Source organism: Mesorhizobium sophorae (genome assembly GCF_002270415.1).
Lineage (GTDB): Bacteria > Pseudomonadota > Alphaproteobacteria > Rhizobiales > Rhizobiaceae > Mesorhizobium > Mesorhizobium sophorae.
The window spans coordinates 108764-125015 of record NZ_NNRI01000012.1 but is presented as its reverse complement, the minus strand read 5'-3'; the positions used below and the strand labels follow the sequence as shown (position 1 = coordinate 125015).

The 16252-nt window shown below is 65.0% G+C and carries 16 protein-coding genes; 10 read left to right on the top strand and 6 right to left on the bottom strand.

The window, feature by feature from the left end:
* Nucleotides 1-5: 5 nt before the first annotated feature.
* Nucleotides 6-908, top strand: a complete 903-nt coding sequence (locus tag CGZ66_RS17855; protein WP_095085975.1) for an HNH endonuclease — start codon at nucleotides 6-8, stop codon at nucleotides 906-908.
* Nucleotides 909-944: 36 nt separating this feature from the next.
* On the opposite strand, the gene efp is transcribed toward CGZ66_RS17855, so the two are convergent.
* The gene (gene efp / locus CGZ66_RS17850) at nucleotides 945-1514 is read right to left on the bottom strand and encodes an elongation factor P (RefSeq protein WP_095085972.1); all 570 of its coding nucleotides are present in this window, start codon (nucleotides 1512-1514) and stop codon (nucleotides 945-947) included.
* A gap of 113 nt (nucleotides 1515-1627) precedes the next feature.
* Between efp and epmA the strand changes: the two genes are divergently transcribed.
* A complete protein-coding gene (gene epmA / locus CGZ66_RS17845) occupies nucleotides 1628-2689 on the top strand; it encodes an EF-P lysine aminoacylase EpmA (protein ID WP_095085970.1) in 1062 nt (353 codons plus the stop codon).
* Here epmA and CGZ66_RS17840 read toward each other — a convergent pair.
* Genes CGZ66_RS17840 through CGZ66_RS17825 form a run of 4 tightly spaced genes read right to left on the bottom strand, consistent with a single transcriptional unit; the run spans nucleotide 2686 to nucleotide 7021 of the window.
* Nucleotides 2686-3513: an ABC transporter permease gene (locus CGZ66_RS17840; protein ID WP_095085968.1), complete on the bottom strand. Its 828-nt coding sequence runs from the start codon at nucleotides 3511-3513 to the stop codon at nucleotides 2686-2688. The two genes, epmA and CGZ66_RS17840, sit on opposite strands and share 4 nt — an antisense overlap.
* A 2-nt stretch (nucleotides 3514-3515) precedes the next feature.
* Nucleotides 3516-4796: an ABC transporter permease gene (locus CGZ66_RS17835; RefSeq protein ID WP_095085967.1), complete on the bottom strand. Its 1281-nt coding sequence runs from the start codon at nucleotides 4794-4796 to the stop codon at nucleotides 3516-3518.
* A gap of 2 nt (nucleotides 4797-4798) precedes the next feature.
* Nucleotides 4799-5851 carry an ABC transporter substrate-binding protein gene (locus tag CGZ66_RS17830; protein WP_095085965.1) on the bottom strand — a complete coding sequence of 351 codons (1053 nt, stop codon included), beginning with the start codon at nucleotides 5849-5851 and terminating at the stop codon, nucleotides 4799-4801.
* Between the two features lie 6 nt (nucleotides 5852-5857).
* Nucleotides 5858-7021 carry an ABC transporter ATP-binding protein gene (locus CGZ66_RS17825; protein WP_245331135.1) on the bottom strand — a complete coding sequence of 388 codons (1164 nt, stop codon included), beginning with the start codon at nucleotides 7019-7021 and terminating at the stop codon, nucleotides 5858-5860.
* Between the two features lie 309 nt (nucleotides 7022-7330).
* Here CGZ66_RS17825 and CGZ66_RS17820 point away from each other — a divergent pair, with 309 nt between their 5' ends.
* Both CGZ66_RS17820 and CGZ66_RS17815 read left to right on the top strand, forming a co-directional pair.
* Nucleotides 7331-8719 (top strand): aminotransferase-like domain-containing protein, encoded by a 1389-nt coding sequence (locus CGZ66_RS17820; RefSeq protein ID WP_095085962.1) that lies wholly within the window; start codon nucleotides 7331-7333, stop codon nucleotides 8717-8719.
* 10 nt (nucleotides 8720-8729) lie between these two features.
* On the top strand, nucleotides 8730-9983 hold the full coding sequence (locus CGZ66_RS17815) for an NAD(P)/FAD-dependent oxidoreductase (protein WP_095085957.1): 1254 nt from the start codon (nucleotides 8730-8732) through the stop codon (nucleotides 9981-9983).
* 33 nt (nucleotides 9984-10016) lie between these two features.
* Here the strand turns inward: CGZ66_RS17815 and CGZ66_RS17810 are convergent, their stop codons facing one another.
* Nucleotides 10017-10433, bottom strand: coding sequence for a VOC family protein (locus CGZ66_RS17810; protein WP_095086687.1), 417 nt, complete (start codon nucleotides 10431-10433; stop codon nucleotides 10017-10019).
* Between the two features lie 165 nt (nucleotides 10434-10598).
* Between CGZ66_RS17810 and CGZ66_RS17805 the strand changes: the two genes are divergently transcribed.
* The 6 genes from CGZ66_RS17805 to lpxK all read left to right on the top strand — a co-directional run bounded on the left by CGZ66_RS17805 (nucleotide 10599) and on the right by lpxK (nucleotide 16203).
* A complete protein-coding gene (locus CGZ66_RS17805; protein WP_095086684.1) occupies nucleotides 10599-11942 on the top strand; it encodes a TldD/PmbA family protein in 1344 nt (447 codons plus the stop codon).
* Complete coding sequence (locus tag CGZ66_RS17800; RefSeq protein ID WP_095085953.1) at nucleotides 11929-12744, top strand: 3'(2'),5'-bisphosphate nucleotidase CysQ; 816 nt, start codon at nucleotides 11929-11931, stop codon at nucleotides 12742-12744. The genes CGZ66_RS17805 and CGZ66_RS17800 overlap by 14 nt, the downstream gene beginning before the upstream one ends.
* Before the next feature lie 76 nt (nucleotides 12745-12820).
* Nucleotides 12821-13066 (top strand): DUF4170 domain-containing protein, encoded by a 246-nt coding sequence (locus tag CGZ66_RS17795; RefSeq protein ID WP_095085952.1) that lies wholly within the window; start codon nucleotides 12821-12823, stop codon nucleotides 13064-13066.
* Nucleotides 13067-13071: 5 nt separating this feature from the next.
* Nucleotides 13072-13863 carry a lysophospholipid acyltransferase family protein gene (locus CGZ66_RS17790; protein WP_095085951.1) on the top strand — a complete coding sequence of 264 codons (792 nt, stop codon included), beginning with the start codon at nucleotides 13072-13074 and terminating at the stop codon, nucleotides 13861-13863.
* A complete protein-coding gene (gene waaA / locus CGZ66_RS17785; RefSeq protein ID WP_095085950.1) occupies nucleotides 13860-15176 on the top strand; it encodes a lipid IV(A) 3-deoxy-D-manno-octulosonic acid transferase in 1317 nt (438 codons plus the stop codon). Before CGZ66_RS17790 ends, waaA begins: the two co-directional genes overlap by 4 nt.
* 1 nt (nucleotide 15177) lies before the next feature.
* Complete coding sequence (gene lpxK, locus CGZ66_RS17780; protein WP_095085948.1) at nucleotides 15178-16203, top strand: tetraacyldisaccharide 4'-kinase; 1026 nt, start codon at nucleotides 15178-15180, stop codon at nucleotides 16201-16203.
* Nucleotides 16204-16252: the final 49 nt, after the last annotated feature.

Sequence of the window (16252 nt, the reverse complement as noted above, 5' to 3'; positions counted from 1 at the left end):
AGATCATGGGATTTGGGGTCTTCATCCACCGCTCGGATTCGATCTATGATGACAGCCCCGCCGAGCAATATCAGTTTCCGAGCCAATATCTGCGTCGTGTGGAAGCATGTGTTGGCGATTGGATCATCTACTACGAACCTAGCAAGGTAGATGACACCCGCGGCTATTTTGCCATAGCCAAAGTCCGGCAGGTTATTTCAGACCCTGTGGCGCCTGGCATGTACCTCGCGTTGATTGAGCCCGGATCCTATCTCGATTTCGCCAATCATGTTCCGTTTGGTGGGGTGGACGGTCTCGTTGAGCGCGGTCTACTCAACGACCAAGGGCGGATTTCCGGTCGCGCCCAATCCGCAGTCCGTCCACTCAGCCGAAGCGACTTCAACCGCATTGTCGATTTGGGTCTAGGCACGAGCGGCTCGTTGCTCCCGCGCGTCGATGAGATTGGCGCATCTGTCGGCGGCTTTCAGGATGAGCAGGCTCCGTTTCGGTTCGAGCAGAACCGCGATCGTGTGAGTTACATCGGGTCGCGAATCGTGCGCGACCGCATTTTCCGTCGTATCGTCTTACGCGCCTATGATGAGCGCTGCGCGATCACGGGTCTTAAGCTGATAAATGGCGGCGGCCGGGCGGAGGTTTCTGCCGCACACATTCGACCGGTCGAGGCGAACGGACCTGATGTCGTCAACAATGGGATCGCACTGTCCGGTACTGCGCATTGGATGTTCGATCGCGGATTAATCAGCCTGTCCGATGATCTGGAAATCCTGATCTCACGACAGGTCAACGACCCCGACAGCGTGCATGGATTCATAAACAAGTCGCGCCGCGCGCTTCCGCCTCGTCGACAGCTCGAACGCCCGCATCCCCATTTCCTGCAATGGCACCGCGAGAACTGCTTTAAGCAGTGATATAGCCGAGAGGGCTTATGAGCGAAGGCGCCGCCCTCAGTCCTTCGCGCGCTCCACATAAGCCCCGTCCGCGGTCATTACCACCACACGGGTGCCGGGGGCGATGTGCGGCGGCACCAGCGTGCGCACGCCGTTGGAGAGCACGGCCGGCTTGTAGGACGACGAGGCCGTCTGTCCTTTGGTCGTTGGCTCGGTTTCGACGACTTCGAAGGTGGCGCGCTGCGGCAGCACCAGTGAAATGGCAATGCCATTGAACTGTGACAGCTGCACGGCCATGCCTTCCAACAGGTAAGGCGCCATGTCGCCGACCACGGCTTCCGACACCGCTACCTGGTCGTAGCTTTCCGGATTCATGAAATGATAGCCTTCGCCGTCGGCGTAGAGGAAGGTGTGCTCGCGCTCTTCCACATAGGCGCGCTCCACCTGCTCGGTGGTGCGGTAGCGCTCCGAAACCTTCACCCCGTCGCCGATGCGGCGCATGTCGAGCTGGGTCACCGGCGTGCCCTTGCCTGGGTGGATGTTTTCGGCAAAGAGGATCACATAAAGCTTGCCGTCCTTGTCGACGACATTGCCTTTACGGAGCGAACTGGCGATGACTTTCACCACGGCTTACAATCCTGAAATGGTTGATTGGTACAAATCGGCCTCAGCAGCCGTCCGCTGCGAACTAGCGCATCTTGGCCGCAACCGCCAGCCCCATTCCATATGATCTGAACCCCATGAACGATACGTCGCCCGATGCCTCGCCCTGGTGGACGCCGCATGTCCACGCCGACCGCCGCCCGCGGCTGATGCTACGCAACGCCATCGCCGCCAGCCTGCGCGACTGGTTCGCCGCCGAAGATTTCGTCGAGGTGGAAGCGGCGGCCCTGCAGGTCTCGCCCGGCAACGAGGCACACCTGGCGGCTTTCACCACGCAAGCGATCGGACCGGACGGCACGCGGTCGCCGCTTTATCTGCACACCTCGCCGGAATTCGCCTGCAAGAAACTGCTTGCCGCCGGCGAACAGCGCATTTTCAGCCTCGGTCCGGTCTACCGCAACCGCGAGCGCGGCCCCTTGCACCATCCCGAATTCACCATGCTCGAATGGTACCGGGTGGGCGAGGCCTATGAGAGCCTGATGCAGGATTGCGCGGCCATGTTGGCGTTGGCCGCGACAAGGGCAGGGGCGACGCGATTTTCCTTCCGGGGCCGCGACTGCGATCCGATTGCCGAGCCGGAACGGCTGACGGTCGCGGATGCCTTCACCCGCTATGCCGGCATCGATCTCTTGGCCACGGTCGCCGCCGACGGCGCCACCGACCGGGACGCGCTTTATGCCGCCTTGACCCAGGCCGGCCTGCGCACCGCACCTGACGACAGCTGGTCCGATTTGTTCAGCCGGGTGATGGTGGAAAAGATCGAGCCGTTGCTCGGCCAGGGGCGGGCGACCATCCTGTGCGAATATCCGCTGGCCGAGGCGGCATTGGCACGGCCAAGCCCCAGGGATGCGCGCGTTGCCGAGCGCTTCGAACTCTATTGCTGCGGCGTCGAGCTCGCCAACGGCTTTGGCGAGCTGACCGATGCCGACGAGCAACGCCGGCGCTTCATCATCGAGATGGATGAGAAAGAGCGCATCTATGGCGAGCGCTATCCATTGGATGAGGATTTTCTCGCCGCCCTTGCCATCATGCCGCAGGCCAGCGGCATCGCGCTCGGCTTCGACCGCCTGGTGATGCTGGCGACGGGCGCGCAGAAAGTCGATGATGTCATCTGGACGCCCGTCTCGGTTCAGGACTAAGCGCCAGCATTCGGCCGGCGCTGGCTGCGCCGGGCCAGAAGATTGGCGACGACCAAAAGCACGATGGAAAGCCCCATCATCAAGGTCGCCGCGGCGGTGATCGCCGGGGACAGTTTTTCGCGCAGTCCTATGAACATTTCGAGCGGCATGGTGCGCTGGTTGGCGCTGGCCAGGAACTGCACCACCACCACTTCGTCGAACGAGGTGACGAAGGCAAACGCAGCACCCGAAAGCACGCCGGGCAGGATCAGCGGCAGCATCACCCGGAAGAACGAAGTCACCGGTTTCGCCCCGGAGATGGCGGCGGCGCGCATCAGATTCCGGTCGAAGCCGGTCAGGCTCGCGCCCACTGTGACGACGACGAAGGGGCTGGCAAGGGCGGTATGCGCCAGGATGATGCCGGCATATGTGCTGGCGAGGCCGACGCGGGCGTAGAACAGATAGGAGCCGACGGCGGTGATCACCACCGGCACGATCAGCGGCGACAACAAGAGCGGCATGACGATGCGGCGCCCAGGGAATTTGTCATCGGACAGCGCGATTGCGGTGAGCGTGCCCAGCGCCGTTGCGATCAGCGTCGTGCCGAAGGCGACGATCAGACTGTTGCCGATTGCCGCCTGCCAGCGCTGGGTGCCGAGCACGACCTCGTACCAGCGCGTCGAAACCCCCTCCAGCGGAAAGATGAAGAAGGTGCCGCTGTTGAACGACAGCGGCACGGGGATCAGGATCGGCACGATCAGGAACAGGATGACCAGGCCGCACCACAGCCACAGCAGCGCGATGCGGATGCGTTCTCCAAGCGTTGGGTAGGGAGACAGGAGCATGGCTACACCAGCTTGAGGCGGTCGAGGCCGAGGATACGGGCGAAGATGCCGAACAACGCCAGCGTTAAGACGAGCAGGATGAAGCTGAGCGCCGCCGCCATCTCCCAGTTCAGCTCGACATTGACGTAGTTGGCGATGAAGTTGCTGATCAGCTGGTCGCTGGCGCCGCCGATCAGCGCCGGCGTGATGTAATAGCCGAGGCAAAGGATGAAGGTGAGCAGACAGCCGGCCATGACGCCGGGAAAGACCTGCGGCAGGTAGACGCGGCGGAACGCGGTGACGGGTTTTGCGCCGAGCGAATAGGCCGCCTTCATCTGCGACGGCTGGATGGTGCGCATGACACTGTAGATCGGCAGCAGCGTGAACGGCAGCTGGATGTGGGTCATGGCGATGATCAGGCCGATGCGGCTGTACATCAGGTCAAGCCGGACCTCGGCGACACCGAGCCATAACAGAAGGTCGTTGACCAGGCCGAACTTCTGCAAGAGCACCGTCCAGGCGGCGGTGCGCACGAGGATCGACGTCCAGAAGGGCAGCAGCACCGCGACGATGAGGATGGCGGCGAGGCCCTTCGGCACGCTGGCGATGAGATAGGCCAGCGGAAAGCCCAGGATCAGCGTCGCCAGCGTCACCGCGGCGGCGACGAAGAATGTCCGCATGAACACCTGCAGGAAGATCGCCTGTTCGGGCGGCACGCGCTCGATGCCGCCATCATTGTTCCAGCGCAGGTCAAGCGCGCTCATGAGATAGAACGAGGTGATGCTGTGGGTGCCGTTGGCAATCGCCGGCCAGGTGCCGGGCTGCGACCAGAACGGCACGGATTTCATCACGTCGAGCGGCGGCTTGTCACCGGCGGCTTCCAATTGGCGCACGGTCTTCAGCACCTGGCTGCGCGCGCCGGGCAGGCGGGCGTTCAGGCTCTTGGCAAGTTCATAGGCCGTGCCCTTGGCCTGACTGCCCCTGAGGTCCGCCGCCAGCGCTGCGAAGGCCGCGTCGTCGGGCAGGCCCTGGCCGTTCCAGCCGCTGAGCGCCTGGGTCGTCTGCGGCAAGGCATTGGCAATCGTCGGGTCGTAGACGGCACGCGACAAAAGCAGGACGATCGGAATGCCGAAGCTCAGCGCCAGAAGCACCAGCAGCGGAGCGGCCAGCGCCAGCGAGCGAAGCCGGTCGCCGAAATCTGCCCGGCGAAGCACCGCCGACGCCGACTTGAAGTCGGCGTCGGCAGCTGACCGGCCACGGGCCAGCGGAGGCCGGTCGAGTTCGCTGGGCTGGAGCGCCGACATCGTTACTGCGCGAGCCAAGCGTTGAAGCGCTTGACCAGGTCCTCGCCATAATCGCCCCAGAACTCGGTGTCGGCGACGAGGTAGGCGCCGGCCAGATGGTCGGGCGCGTTCGGCAATTTCGGCAAGGCATCGGCCGCGACGAAGGACGCCGCATCGGTCCGCACCGGCCCGTAGGTGATGTAGCTGGCAAGCTTGGCGTTGTTTTCCGGCTGGCTGATGTAGGCCAGATATTTGTAGGCCAGATCCGGGCTCTTGGCGCCCTTGGGAATGGCGATCATGTCGTATTCGAGGATCTGGTTGTTCCAGACGATCTTGAACGGCTTCTTGTCTGTGTCGATGGCGTTCTGGATGCGGCCGTTCCAGGCCGTCGTCATCACCACTTCCTGCGAGGCGAGAAGCTGTGCCGGCTGCGCGCCGGCATCCCACCAGACGATGTCCTTCTTGATCGTGTCGAGCTTCTTGAAGGCGCGGTCGACGCCTTCGGGCGTGCCCAGCACCTTGTAGACATCGGCCGGTGCGACGCCATCGGCCATCAGCGCCCATTCGAGATTCTGCGCCGGGAATTTGCGCATGGCGCGCTTGCCCGGAAACTTCTTCGTGTCGAACAGGTCGAGCACCGAGGTCGGCGCCTCCTTCAGCACGGTCGGGTCGTACGCCAGGATGTCGCCATAGGCGTCGAGGCCTACACCGCAGTCGAGCGCCGACCCTTCGATGAATTTTTCGCGCGGCGCGATCTTGGAATAGTCGAGACGCTCGAGAATGCCTGCATCACAGCCCTGGAGCACGGTCGCCGTCTCCACCGTCACGAGGTCGATCGGCACGTTGCCGGTCTCGACCATGGCTTTGACCTTGCCGAGATCGCCCAGATATTCCTGCTCGACGATCTTGGTGCCGGTTTCCTTGCTGAACGGTTCGAACCATGCCTTGCGTTGCGCGTCCTGCCACGCGCCGCCGCTGGCCATGATCGACAGCTCGTCGGCGACAGCGGCATGCCCTATCGCCATCCAGGCGGTGGCCGCCGCGAGCGCGAGTAGCCGGGTCTTCGTGGTTTTCATCTGGTCTTACTCCCCTGTTGTTTTTGACTTCGATCCGCCCGTTCCGGCATCGGCCGGAAAGGCGCGGCAATCACCGAGCGCGCAGGAAACCATCACGGGCTCTCCATTCGCCATGGTCGCTTCCGGGCCGACCTTGACGGTCAGCACTTGTCCATTTTCGAGCCTGGCCAGCAGCCTTTGGTGGTCGCCGAGATAGATGCGGCCATCGACCGTCGCCGCCAGCCTGTTTTCCGCGTGTCCGCCGGCTGCGAGGCTGAGCCGCTCGGGGCGGATGGCGACATGGCAGGCAGCGCCATCCGCGACGCCGATGGCTTGCGCAGTGATTGCGCCGCCGCCGTCCAGTGCGATGCGGCATTCCTTGCCGATCACCCTCTCGACCTTGCCAGCCAGCGTGTTGTTCTCGCCGATGAAGCTCGCCACGAACGAACTCTGCGGCGTGTTGTAGAGATCATCAGGCGAGCCGAGCTGGGCGATGCCGCCATTGTTGAAGACGGCGACGCGGTCCGACATGGTCAGCGCCTCGCTCTGGTCGTGCGTGACATAGACGATGGTGACGCCGAGCATCGTGTGCAGCTGCTTGATCTCGAGCTGCATGTGTTCGCGCAGCTTCTTGTCGAGCGCGCCGAGCGGCTCGTCCATCAGCACCAGGCTCGGCTCGAACACCAGCGCGCGCGCCAGCGCCACGCGCTGCTGCTGGCCACCGGAAAGCTGCGCCGGCCGCCGGTCGCCGAACTGCTTGAGCCGCACCATGTCCAGCGCGCGGCTGACGCGGGAGGCGATGTCCGGCTTGTCGATCTTGCGCACCGAGAGCGGGAAGGCGACGTTCTCTTCCACGCTCATGTGCGGGAACAGCGCGTAGTTCTGGAACACCATGCCGATGTTGCGCTCATAGGGCGGCAGCCGGTCAACCGAGCGGCCCTCCAGCGTGATGACGCCGTTGGTCGGCCGCTCGAAACCGGCAAGCATGTTGAGCGTCGTCGTCTTGCCGGAGCCGGAGGGGCCGAGCAGGGTGAGGAACTCGCCGCGGGCGACACTGAGGTTCAGCCGCGTCACCGCGAAGGCGCGGCCGTCATAGGATTTCTCGACGTCGACGAACTCAACGAAACCCTGGCGGCCTGTATCGGCGCCAGGCCCCGCGCTTTCGGCCGACAAGGGTGCCGCCTTGGTCATCACCGGCAGGTTTCCCCTATACGGCTACAGGGGCTGTGAGTCGAAAGGAGCTGTTGCTTGTCGTGCATGTCGGGTCTCGCATCGCGCTGGCCGCGCAAAGGCGGCCATCCGAACTTGTATGCTCACACAATCTATGTCTGACTGACCATAGATGCAGACAAGTTTGCCCGTCAAGCGGCATTTTACGTGATTGTGTGAGTTTTAAGCAGTCATGTTTTGAAACTGAGGCCAGACAAGTGCTATTGTCCGGAGCATTGTCTTATGCTAGATGCGCCGGTAGCCAGATCGTATCAACCCACCGAAAGCCGCATGCTCCAAGACCTCCAGCTCGCCTCGGATGAAGGTCCGGTCTATCGCCGCCTTGCCGATGCGATTGCCGAACGCATTGCTGCCGGCACGCTCGCGGTCGGCGACCGGCTGCCGCCGCAGCGCGAGATCGCACGGGCGCTGGGCATCAACGTCACCACGGTGACGCGCGCGCTGTCGACGCTGCAGCAGCGCGGCCTGCTCGAAGCGCGGCCCGGACGCGGCACCACGGTCGCCGCCCGCGACGCCGGCGAGAGGCCGGGCTTCGTCTCGGCGCCGAGCGACGACACTGGCGTCATCGACCTTTCCGTCAACCGGCCGGCAACCTCCGCCTATCTCGACGCGTTGGCGCTGCTTCTGCCGCGCCTGTCGAAGGATCGCCATTACGCGACGCTGCAGGACTACCATCCGCCCGAGGGACCGTTGTGGGCGAGGGCGGCGATTGCCGAATGGATGCGTCCGGTGGCCGGTGACGGCGATCCCGGCCGCGTGGTGCTGGCGGCGGGCGCCCAGCATGGGCTGGACTGCGTGCTCGGCGCGGTGACCAGGCAGGGTGAGGTCGTGCTCGCCGACGAGGTCACTTATCAGGGTATCAACGCGCTGTGCCGCGTGCATGGACTGGATCTCAGGGGCGTCGGCATGGATCGCGGCGGCATGCGGCCCGACGCATTCGAGGCGGCCTGCGCGCAACTGCGCCCGCGCGCCGTGTTCCTGGTGCCGACGCTGCACAATCCGACCACGATCACCCTCAGCGAACAGCGCCGGCACGAACTGGTGGCGGTCGCCCGGCGTCACAACGTCCTCATCATCGAGGATGACGTCTATCGCCCGCTGGCGGACAATCCGCCCCCATCGCTGGCCAGCATCGAGCCCGAACTGACCGTCCATATCGGCGCCTTGTCGAAATGCCTGGCGCCAGGTCTGCGCCTAGGCTTCGTAATAGCGCCGCGCACCATAGCCGGCCAGGTCGCGGCGGCCTTGCGCATCAATTGCTGGAGCATCAGTCCGTTGACGGCGCTGATCGGCACGCGGCTGATCGAAGAGGGCACGGCCGCCCGCATCATCGAGGCCCAGAAGCAGGAACTGCGCCAGCGCCAGGCGGTGCTGAGCGAAATCCTCAGCCACTACGATGTCCAGAGCCACGCCACCTCGACCCATACCTGGCTGCGCCTTCCCGAGCCCTGGCGCGGTGCCGGTTTCGCCCGCACCTGTCTGGAGCGCGGCGTGGCCGTCCTTCCGGGCGATGCCTTCGCGGTCGGCCGCGAACCGGTGCAGCACGGGGTGCGCATCAATGTCGGCGCCGCCCGTTCGCTGGACGATCTGCGCACCGCGCTGACCACGATGGCCGATCTGCTCGCGGCCGGCCATTTGCAACTGCCAGGCTTTGTTTAGGAACCCTAGATTGTCAGCTTCTTCCGAGACGGTCGAAATCGCCATCGTCGGCGCTGGTGTGGTCGGGCTGGCGACGGCGCTCCGTCTTGCCGCCGAGGGGCGCGAAGTCCTGCTCATTGATCCCAACGAGCCCGGTTCCGGCGCCTCGTTCGGCAATGCCGGCACGATCGCCGAATACGCCTGCATGCCGGTTGGCAATCCGGCCGTGCTGCGCGCGCTGCCGAAACTGCTGCTCGACCCCGACAGCCCGTTTTCGCTGCGCTGGCCGGCGCTGTTGCAACTGGCACCATGGCTGGTCAGCTTTGTCAGACAATCGCTGCCGGCGGCCACCCGTGCCAATGCGCAGGCGCTCGCCGGATTGTTGGCCGACGCCTTGCCGGCTTGGGAGGAAATGGTGACGGAGGCCGGTCTGCAGGACCTCTTGCGCCGCAATGGCTGCCTTTACCTCTATCGCCGCGAAAGCGATTTTGCCGCTGGGGCTGGCGGCCGGGCAATGCGCGCCGGATTTGGTGTCCACCAGGAGATTCTGACGCCAGATGAGGTGGCGGCACTTGAGCCCGGCCTGCCGGCGAGCGGGACGCGAGGCTTGTTCTTCCCGGATTCCACGAACGTCACCGATCCGAAGGCGGTGATGCAGCGGCTGCTCGGTGCAGCAATCGCCCGCGGTGCATCGGTAACACAAGCGACAATTACTGGTTTGCACGTCGAAACCGGTGCTGTCCGGCTCAACGGTGCCGGCTTCAGCGTCAAGGCGGGTACCGTGGTGATCGCCGCCGGAGCACGGTCGCGCGCCCTGGCCGCCCTGGCGGGCAACGATGTCCCGCTCGAGACCGAGCGTGGCTATCACTTGGAATTCCGGACCGACGCACAGTTGCTGACCCGGCCTGTCTGTCCCGTCGATCTCGGTTTCTACATGACGCCGATGGCCGGCCGGCTGCGGATCGCCGGAACCGTCGAACTCGGCGGACTTGTCGCGCCACCAAATCCGCGCCGGCTGGCTCTGCTCGATCGCGGCGTCAGGCAATTCTTTCCCAAGCTTGGCTCACCTTCATCGGAATGGCTCGGCTTCCGCCCGTCTCTGCCCGATTCCCGGCCGGTAATCGGCCCTTCGCGCAGCAGCCCACGCGTGATCCATGCTTTCGGCCATGGCCATCTCGGCCTGACGCTCGCCCCGATCACGGCGCGGCTGGTCGCTGAGTTGATCGGCGGACGCAGTGACCCGGCACGTCTCGCACCCTTTGCGGTGGATCGTTTCGGTCGCTGATCGACTGGATCAGAATCCGGCCGCTCGTTCCCGTTAGTGCGCGAAAACCTGCTCCAGTGAGCGAAAGCCCTTGAATTCCAGCGCATTGCCCGAGGGATCGCGGATGAACAGCGTTGCCTGTTCGCCGGGCTCGCCCTTGAAGCGGACCATTGGCCGTTCCAGCCAGTCAATGTCGCCGCGCGCCTCCAGCCGCGTCGCCAGCCGCTGCCAGTCATCCATCAACAGCACGGCGCCGAAATGCGGGATCGGCACGACGATGCCGTCGACCTTGCCGTCGCTGGCGGCTGGCGTGGACTGTGGCCGCAGATGCGCCGACATCTGGTGGCCGTAAAGATCGAAATCGACCCAGGTCGCCGATGAGCGGCCGATCGCACAACCCAGCACCTCGCCATAGAAAAAGCGAGTTTCATCGAGATCACGGACCGGGAAGGCGAGATGGAAAGGCGTCATCGAAAATGCTCCGAGGGGGCTGCGGACCGGGTTGCCATGCCTCGGTTCGAGATCTGAACCGTGAACCGATGCATTTTGATTGAAGCCTATGCCATTGCACAAGCCGGACCGGAACAATAGATGGTGGCTGCGGCCAAAGCTCGCCGCGCCAGCAGGATCACGCGCATGACCGATATCACAGATGCAGCAAAATTGACCGACCGTGTCGCGGCTTTGGTCGAAGCTGCCAGGAAGGCTGGCGCCGACGCCGCCGATGCGGTGGCCGTGCGCAGCCGCTCGACCGGTGTGTCGGTGCGGCTCGGCAAGGTCGAGGGCACCGAATCGGCCGAGAGCGAGGATGTCTCGCTACGCGTCTTCGTCGATGGGCGTGTGGCCAGCGTCTCGGCAACCGCGGCATCCGATCCTGCAACCCTGGCCGAGCGTGCCGTGGCGATGGCGAAAGTGTCGCCACAGGACCCCTATCAAGGGTTGGCCGACCCGGCATTGCTGGTGAAACAGACGCGCGATCTCGACCTGTTCGACGCCACCGAGGTGTCGGCCGATCAAATGAAGGAAGCGGCACTTGCGGCGGAAGCGGCGGCCCTTGCCGTCAAGGGCGTGACCAATTCGGCCGGCGCCAGCGCCGGTGCCGGCCTCGGCGGCTTGGTGCTGGCCACCTCGCACGGCTTCCTCGGCCACTATGTCGGGTCGCGTTTCTCGCGCTCGGCCAGCGTCATTGCTGGCGAGGGCACCGGCATGGAGCGCGACTATGAATTCTCCTCGCGCCAGCATTTTGCCGATCTCGATGCGCCTGAAGACATCGGCCGCAAGGCCGGCGAACGCGCCGTGCGCCGTATCGGCGCGCGCAAGGCGGCGACCGGGCCGATCGACGTTGTGTTCGACCCGCGCGTCGCGCGCGGTATCGCCGGTCATCTTGCCGGAGCCATCAACGGCGCCTCCGTCGCGCGCAAGACGTCGTTCCTGCGCGACATGATGGGCAAGCAGGTGGCCGCCTCCGCGATCACCGTCACCGACGAGCCGCTCAGGCAGCGTGGCCAGGCCTCGCGTCCGTTCGATGGCGAAGGCATCGAGGGCGAGAAGCTGTTCATGGTCGAAAAAGGCGTGCTCAACCACTGGTTCCTGTCGACATCGGCCGCGCGCGAGCTTGGTCTCGTCACCAATGGGCGCGGTTCGCGCGGCGGCTCGTCCGTCTCGCCGTCCTCGACCAATCTCGCCATCGAACCGGGCGACCGGTCGCCCGAGGATTTGATCAAATCGCTCAAGACCGGCTTCTACGTCACCGAAGTGTTCGGCCAGGGCGTCGACATGGTCACCGGCGAATACAGCCGTGGCGCCTCCGGCTTCTGGATCGAAAATGGTGCGCTGGCCTATCCCGTCGCCGAGGTCACCATCGCCTCGAACCTGAAGACCATGTTCCTCAACATGGTGCCGGCTGACGACCTCGACCGCAATTTCGGCACCGCCGCCCCCACGCTTCTGATCGAAGGCATGACCCTTGCCGGAGCATGACTTGATCTCTGCCGGGGCCCGTCCCTGCGCCAACGAGGATTTGCCGTTGCTGCGCGAGGTCGCCCGCGAGGCCGGGGTGATCGCCATGCGCTATTTCGGCAACAACCCGCAAGTCTGGATGAAGGGCGGCACATCGCCGGTCAGCGAAGCCGACCATGCCGCTGACGCCTATCTGCGCCAGACGCTGCTTGCGGCGCGGCCCGACTATGGCTGGCTGTCGGAAGAAACAGCCGACGATCCAGTTCGGCTTTCGGCGCGCCGTACCTTCGTCGTCGACCCGATCGATGGCACGCGTGGCTTCCTGGAAGGCCAGCGCACCTGGTGCGTCAGCGTTGCCGTCGTCGAGCGAGGTCGCACGCTTGCCGGCGTGCTGGAATGTCCGGCGATGGATGAGACCTATTGGGCGCTGCCCGGACAGGGCGCCTTCCGCAACGGCAAGCGCATCGCAGTGCGCAAGCTGGCGGATACGGCCGAGATTTCCGGGCTGAAGCAGTTGACCGACCTGATGCCTGCCGACTGGCAGGCGCGACTGAAGCGGGCGCCCTACAGCCCGTCGCTCGCCTATCGGCTAGCCATGATCGCCAATGGCGCGCTCGATGCCACTTTCGTCAAGCCGAACGCGCATGACTGGGATATTGCCGCCGCCGATCTCATTTTGCGCGAGGCCGGCGGCCAGTTGCTCGACCGGCATGGCCGCGCCCCGCTCTATGCCGGCGAGGTGACCCGCCACGGCGCGCTCGCCGCCGGCAGCGGTGAACTGCTGGCCGTGCTCGCCGGCGTCATTGCCGGGCTGGATGGGTGAAAGCGTTTTCGAAGGTTCCAAAGTCGACGGCTTTGGTCTAGACCTGTCACAAACTCACGATATGTGAAGGACCGACATGGCCGCGGAAGACGGAAAAAAGCAGCTTTTGCACCTGGTGTTCGGTGGCGAGCTGACGAAGCTTGGCGGCACCGAGTTCCGCGATCTCGACGGGGTCGACATCGTCGGCATCTTTCCGGACTATCAATCCGCGCACACGGCGTGGAAAGCCAAGGCGCAAGCCAGCGTGGACAATGCCCACATGCGTTATTTCGTCGTTCATCTGCACCGGCTGCTGGACCCCGACAACAAGGCTGTCGGTTGACCTCGATGGAGCAAGACCTGGCGAAAGAGCCAGCCACTGAACCCACGCCCGCGCGCAGGGGGCGCAGCCGCACGACCAAGGCTTTCTGGCGCAGGATTCGCGAACCGCTGGCGCAGTCGCGATTCGTCAAGAACGCCATCGCCAGCCTGTTCGCCCAGTTTGTGCGGTTGGTGCGCCTGACCAACCGCGTCGTCGATGGGTCGGCGCGGTTTTCGAGCAGCGCCTATGCCGAATTCGAGCCCGGCATCATCGCCCTGTGGCACGGCCAGCACCTGTTGACCCCAGCCTATTATCCCAGGCGCAAGCCGCTGGTCGCGATGGTCTCGCGCAGCGCCGATGCCGAGCTTAACGCGCTGATGCTGGGGAAATTTGGCATCGAGGCGGTGCGCGGTTCGGGCGGGCGTGACAATGCCAGGCATCTCGACAAGGGCGGGGCAAAGGCGCTCATCGCCCTGAAAAAGTCGCTCGCCGCCGGCAAGAACGTCGCCATGATCGCCGACATTCCCCACGGCACGCCGCGTGACGCGGGACTTGGTATCGTTCTTCTGGCACGCCTCTCCGGTCGGCCTCTGCTGCCCGTCGCCATCACTACCAGCCGCCGCAAGGTGCTGGAGAAGAGCTGGGACAAGACCACCATCAACCTGCCGTTCGGCCGCTCGTCGATCGTCATCGGCGCGCCGATCTTCGTGCCTACCGGCGCCGACGAGGCCGAAATGGAGCGCAAGCGCCAGGAAATCACGGTCGCACTCAACGCCGCGACCGCCGAGGCCTACCGTCTCGTGGATGGTCCGCGATGAGCGGTCGCTGGGCGCGAACCATGTTGACGGCATACCGTTTCGCCGGTGCCGCCGCCTATCCGCTGGTCGGGCCCTATGTCGCCTGGCGCACCTCGCGCGGCAAGGAAGACCGCAGCCGCCGCCGCGAGCGCTACGGCGTCGCCGGCCGACCGCGCCCCGAGGGGCCGATGATCTGGATCCATGCGGCGAGCGTCGGTGAGACCCTGGCCGTCGTGCCACTGGTCGAAAGCATTCTCGATTACGGCGTCAACATTGTGCTGACGACCGGCACGGTGACCTCGGCGCAGGTCGTCGACGAGCGGCTCGGCGATCGCATCATCCACCAATATGTGCCGCTCGACCTCAAGCCGGCGGTCAGCCGGTTTCTCGATCACTGGCAGCCGGATCTGGCGATCATCGCTGAATCCGAGATCTGGCCGATGACCATTCTTGAGCTTGGCGCGCGCCGCGTGCCGCAGGTGCTGGTCAACGGCAGGCTGTCCGACCGTTCGTTCACCTCGTGGAAGAAACGGGCCAACATCGCCGAGGCGCTGTTCGAGAATCTCGCCCACGTCGTTGCCCAGTCCGATGTCGATGGCGAGCGCTTCCTTGCGCTCGGCGCCCGCCCGGTGACCGTGTCGGGCAACCTCAAGGTCGATACCTTGCCGCCGCCTGTCGACGAACGAGTGCTGGCGACGCTGCGGCGTCAGATCGGCGCCCGCCCGACCTGGGCGGCGATCTCGACCCATGATGGCGAAGAGGTGGTCGCCGCCGAGGTCCATGCGACGCTGCACAAACGCCATCATGGTCTTTTGACCATTGTCGTTCCGCGCCATCCCGATCGCGCCGAGGCGCTTGCCGCACAGATTTCGGGCATGGGCCTGACGGTCGCGCGGCGCAGCACGAGCGACCGGATCGCCGCCGACACCGACATCCTGCTTGGCGACACGATCGGCGAGATGGGGCTCTATCTCAGGCTGACCGAAATCGCCTTTGTCGGCCGCTCGCTGACCTCGGAAGGCGGCCAGAACCCGCTCGAGCCGGCCATGCTCGACACGGCGGTACTCGCTGGCCGCAATGTGCAGAATTTTCGCGAGGCCTACCAGCGCCTGCTCGACAGCGGCGGCGCCAAGCTTGTGCGAGATCGTGACATGCTGGCCGGCGCCGTCAATTTCCTGCTGACCAACGAAGTGGCGCGTCACGAAATGATGGCTGCGGGCGTGGCGACCGTCGACGAGATGCGCGGCGCGCTGGCGCGCACGCTGAAATCGCTCGAACCCTACATCCAGCCGCTGGTCATCAAGTCGCGCCTGAAGGGCGCGAACGGGCGCTAAGGTGGCTTCCGAAGCACCACCATTCTGGTGGGAAAAGCCGGACTGGCGGGTCCTGGCACTGTCGCCGCTGTCGGCCATCTATGCGCTCGTCGCCGGCCGCGGCATGCGGCGCGCCCGGCGCGAGAAGATCGAGGCGCCGGTTCTGTGCATCGGCAACTTCACCGTCGGCGGCACCGGCAAGACGCCGGTGGCGATCGCCTTGGCCGAACAGGCCAAGCGCATGCAGCTCAAACCCGGTTTCCTGTCGCGCGGCCATGGCGGCTCGTTCGTCGAGCCGCATGTCGTCGATGCCCATCATGACAGCGCCAGGCATGTCGGCGACGAGCCGCTGCTCCTGGCCGAACACGCGCCGGTGGCGGTGACGCCGAACCGCGCCGCCGGCGCCCGGCTGCTGCTGGAAAGGCATGGCTGCGATTTCCTGATCATGGACGATGGTTTCCAGAGCGCGCGCATCCATATCGATTATGCGCTGGTGGTCGTCGACGCGCGCTACGGCATCGGCAATGGCCGCGTCATTCCGGGCGGCCCGCTCCGGGCCAGGATCGTCGACCAGCTGGTCTTCACCAGCGGGCTGTTGAAGATGGGCGAGGGCACCGCCGCCGACGCCGTGGTCCGCCAGGCGGCACGCGCCGCCCGGCCGATCTTCGAGGCCTACACCGAACCGAGCAGCAAGCAGGGGCTTGCCGGCAAGCGGTTCCTGGCCTTCGCCGGCATCGGCCATCCCGAAAAATTCTTCGACACGGTGCGCGAGGCGGGCGGCGAACTGGCCTTGACGCGACCGTTTCCGGACCATCATTTCTACGGCGAGGACGAGCTCGCCGAACTGGCGGCGACGGCGCGCGCCGAAGGGCTCGGCCTCATCACCACCGCCAAGGACGCCGCCCGGCTGCGCCACGGCGCCCCGCAGGACTTTCTCGACCGGCTCGAGGTTCTGGAAATCGACACGGTTTTCGAGCTCGAACGCGTGCCCGAACGCATCATCGACGAAACGCTGGATGCCTGGCGTCAACGCAAGCTGAAGGGCTGACCTGTCGTCGTGAAGTGCGTTACCGGCTTGCGTAAACGACTCGCGCAAA

What these genes read in the sequence shown, in the direction of transcription:
- CGZ66_RS17835 (WP_095085967.1), bottom strand. Translation starts at nt 4,796, where the DNA reads ATGTCGGCGCTCCAGCCCAGCGAACTCGACCGGCCTCCGCTGGCCCGT.
- epmA (WP_095085970.1), top strand. Translation starts at nt 1,628, where the DNA reads ATGAACGATACGTCGCCCGATGCCTCGCCCTGGTGGACGCCGCATGTC.
- CGZ66_RS17795 (WP_095085952.1), top strand. Translation starts at nt 12,821, where the DNA reads ATGGCCGCGGAAGACGGAAAAAAGCAGCTTTTGCACCTGGTGTTCGGT.
- CGZ66_RS17790 (WP_095085951.1), top strand. Translation starts at nt 13,072, where the DNA reads ATGGAGCAAGACCTGGCGAAAGAGCCAGCCACTGAACCCACGCCCGCG.
- CGZ66_RS17825 (WP_245331135.1), bottom strand. Translation starts at nt 7,021, where the DNA reads ATGACCAAGGCGGCACCCTTGTCGGCCGAAAGCGCGGGGCCTGGCGCC.
- CGZ66_RS17830 (WP_095085965.1), bottom strand. Translation starts at nt 5,851, where the DNA reads ATGAAAACCACGAAGACCCGGCTACTCGCGCTCGCGGCGGCCACCGCC.
- CGZ66_RS17820 (WP_095085962.1), top strand. Translation starts at nt 7,331, where the DNA reads ATGCTCCAAGACCTCCAGCTCGCCTCGGATGAAGGTCCGGTCTATCGC.
- CGZ66_RS17840 (WP_095085968.1), bottom strand. Translation starts at nt 3,513, where the DNA reads ATGCTCCTGTCTCCCTACCCAACGCTTGGAGAACGCATCCGCATCGCG.
- CGZ66_RS17810 (WP_095086687.1), bottom strand. Translation starts at nt 10,433, where the DNA reads ATGACGCCTTTCCATCTCGCCTTCCCGGTCCGTGATCTCGATGAAACT.
- CGZ66_RS17805 (WP_095086684.1), top strand. Translation starts at nt 10,599, where the DNA reads ATGACCGATATCACAGATGCAGCAAAATTGACCGACCGTGTCGCGGCT.
- waaA (WP_095085950.1), top strand. Translation starts at nt 13,860, where the DNA reads ATGAGCGGTCGCTGGGCGCGAACCATGTTGACGGCATACCGTTTCGCC.
- CGZ66_RS17855 (WP_095085975.1), top strand. Translation starts at nt 6, where the DNA reads ATGGGATTTGGGGTCTTCATCCACCGCTCGGATTCGATCTATGATGAC.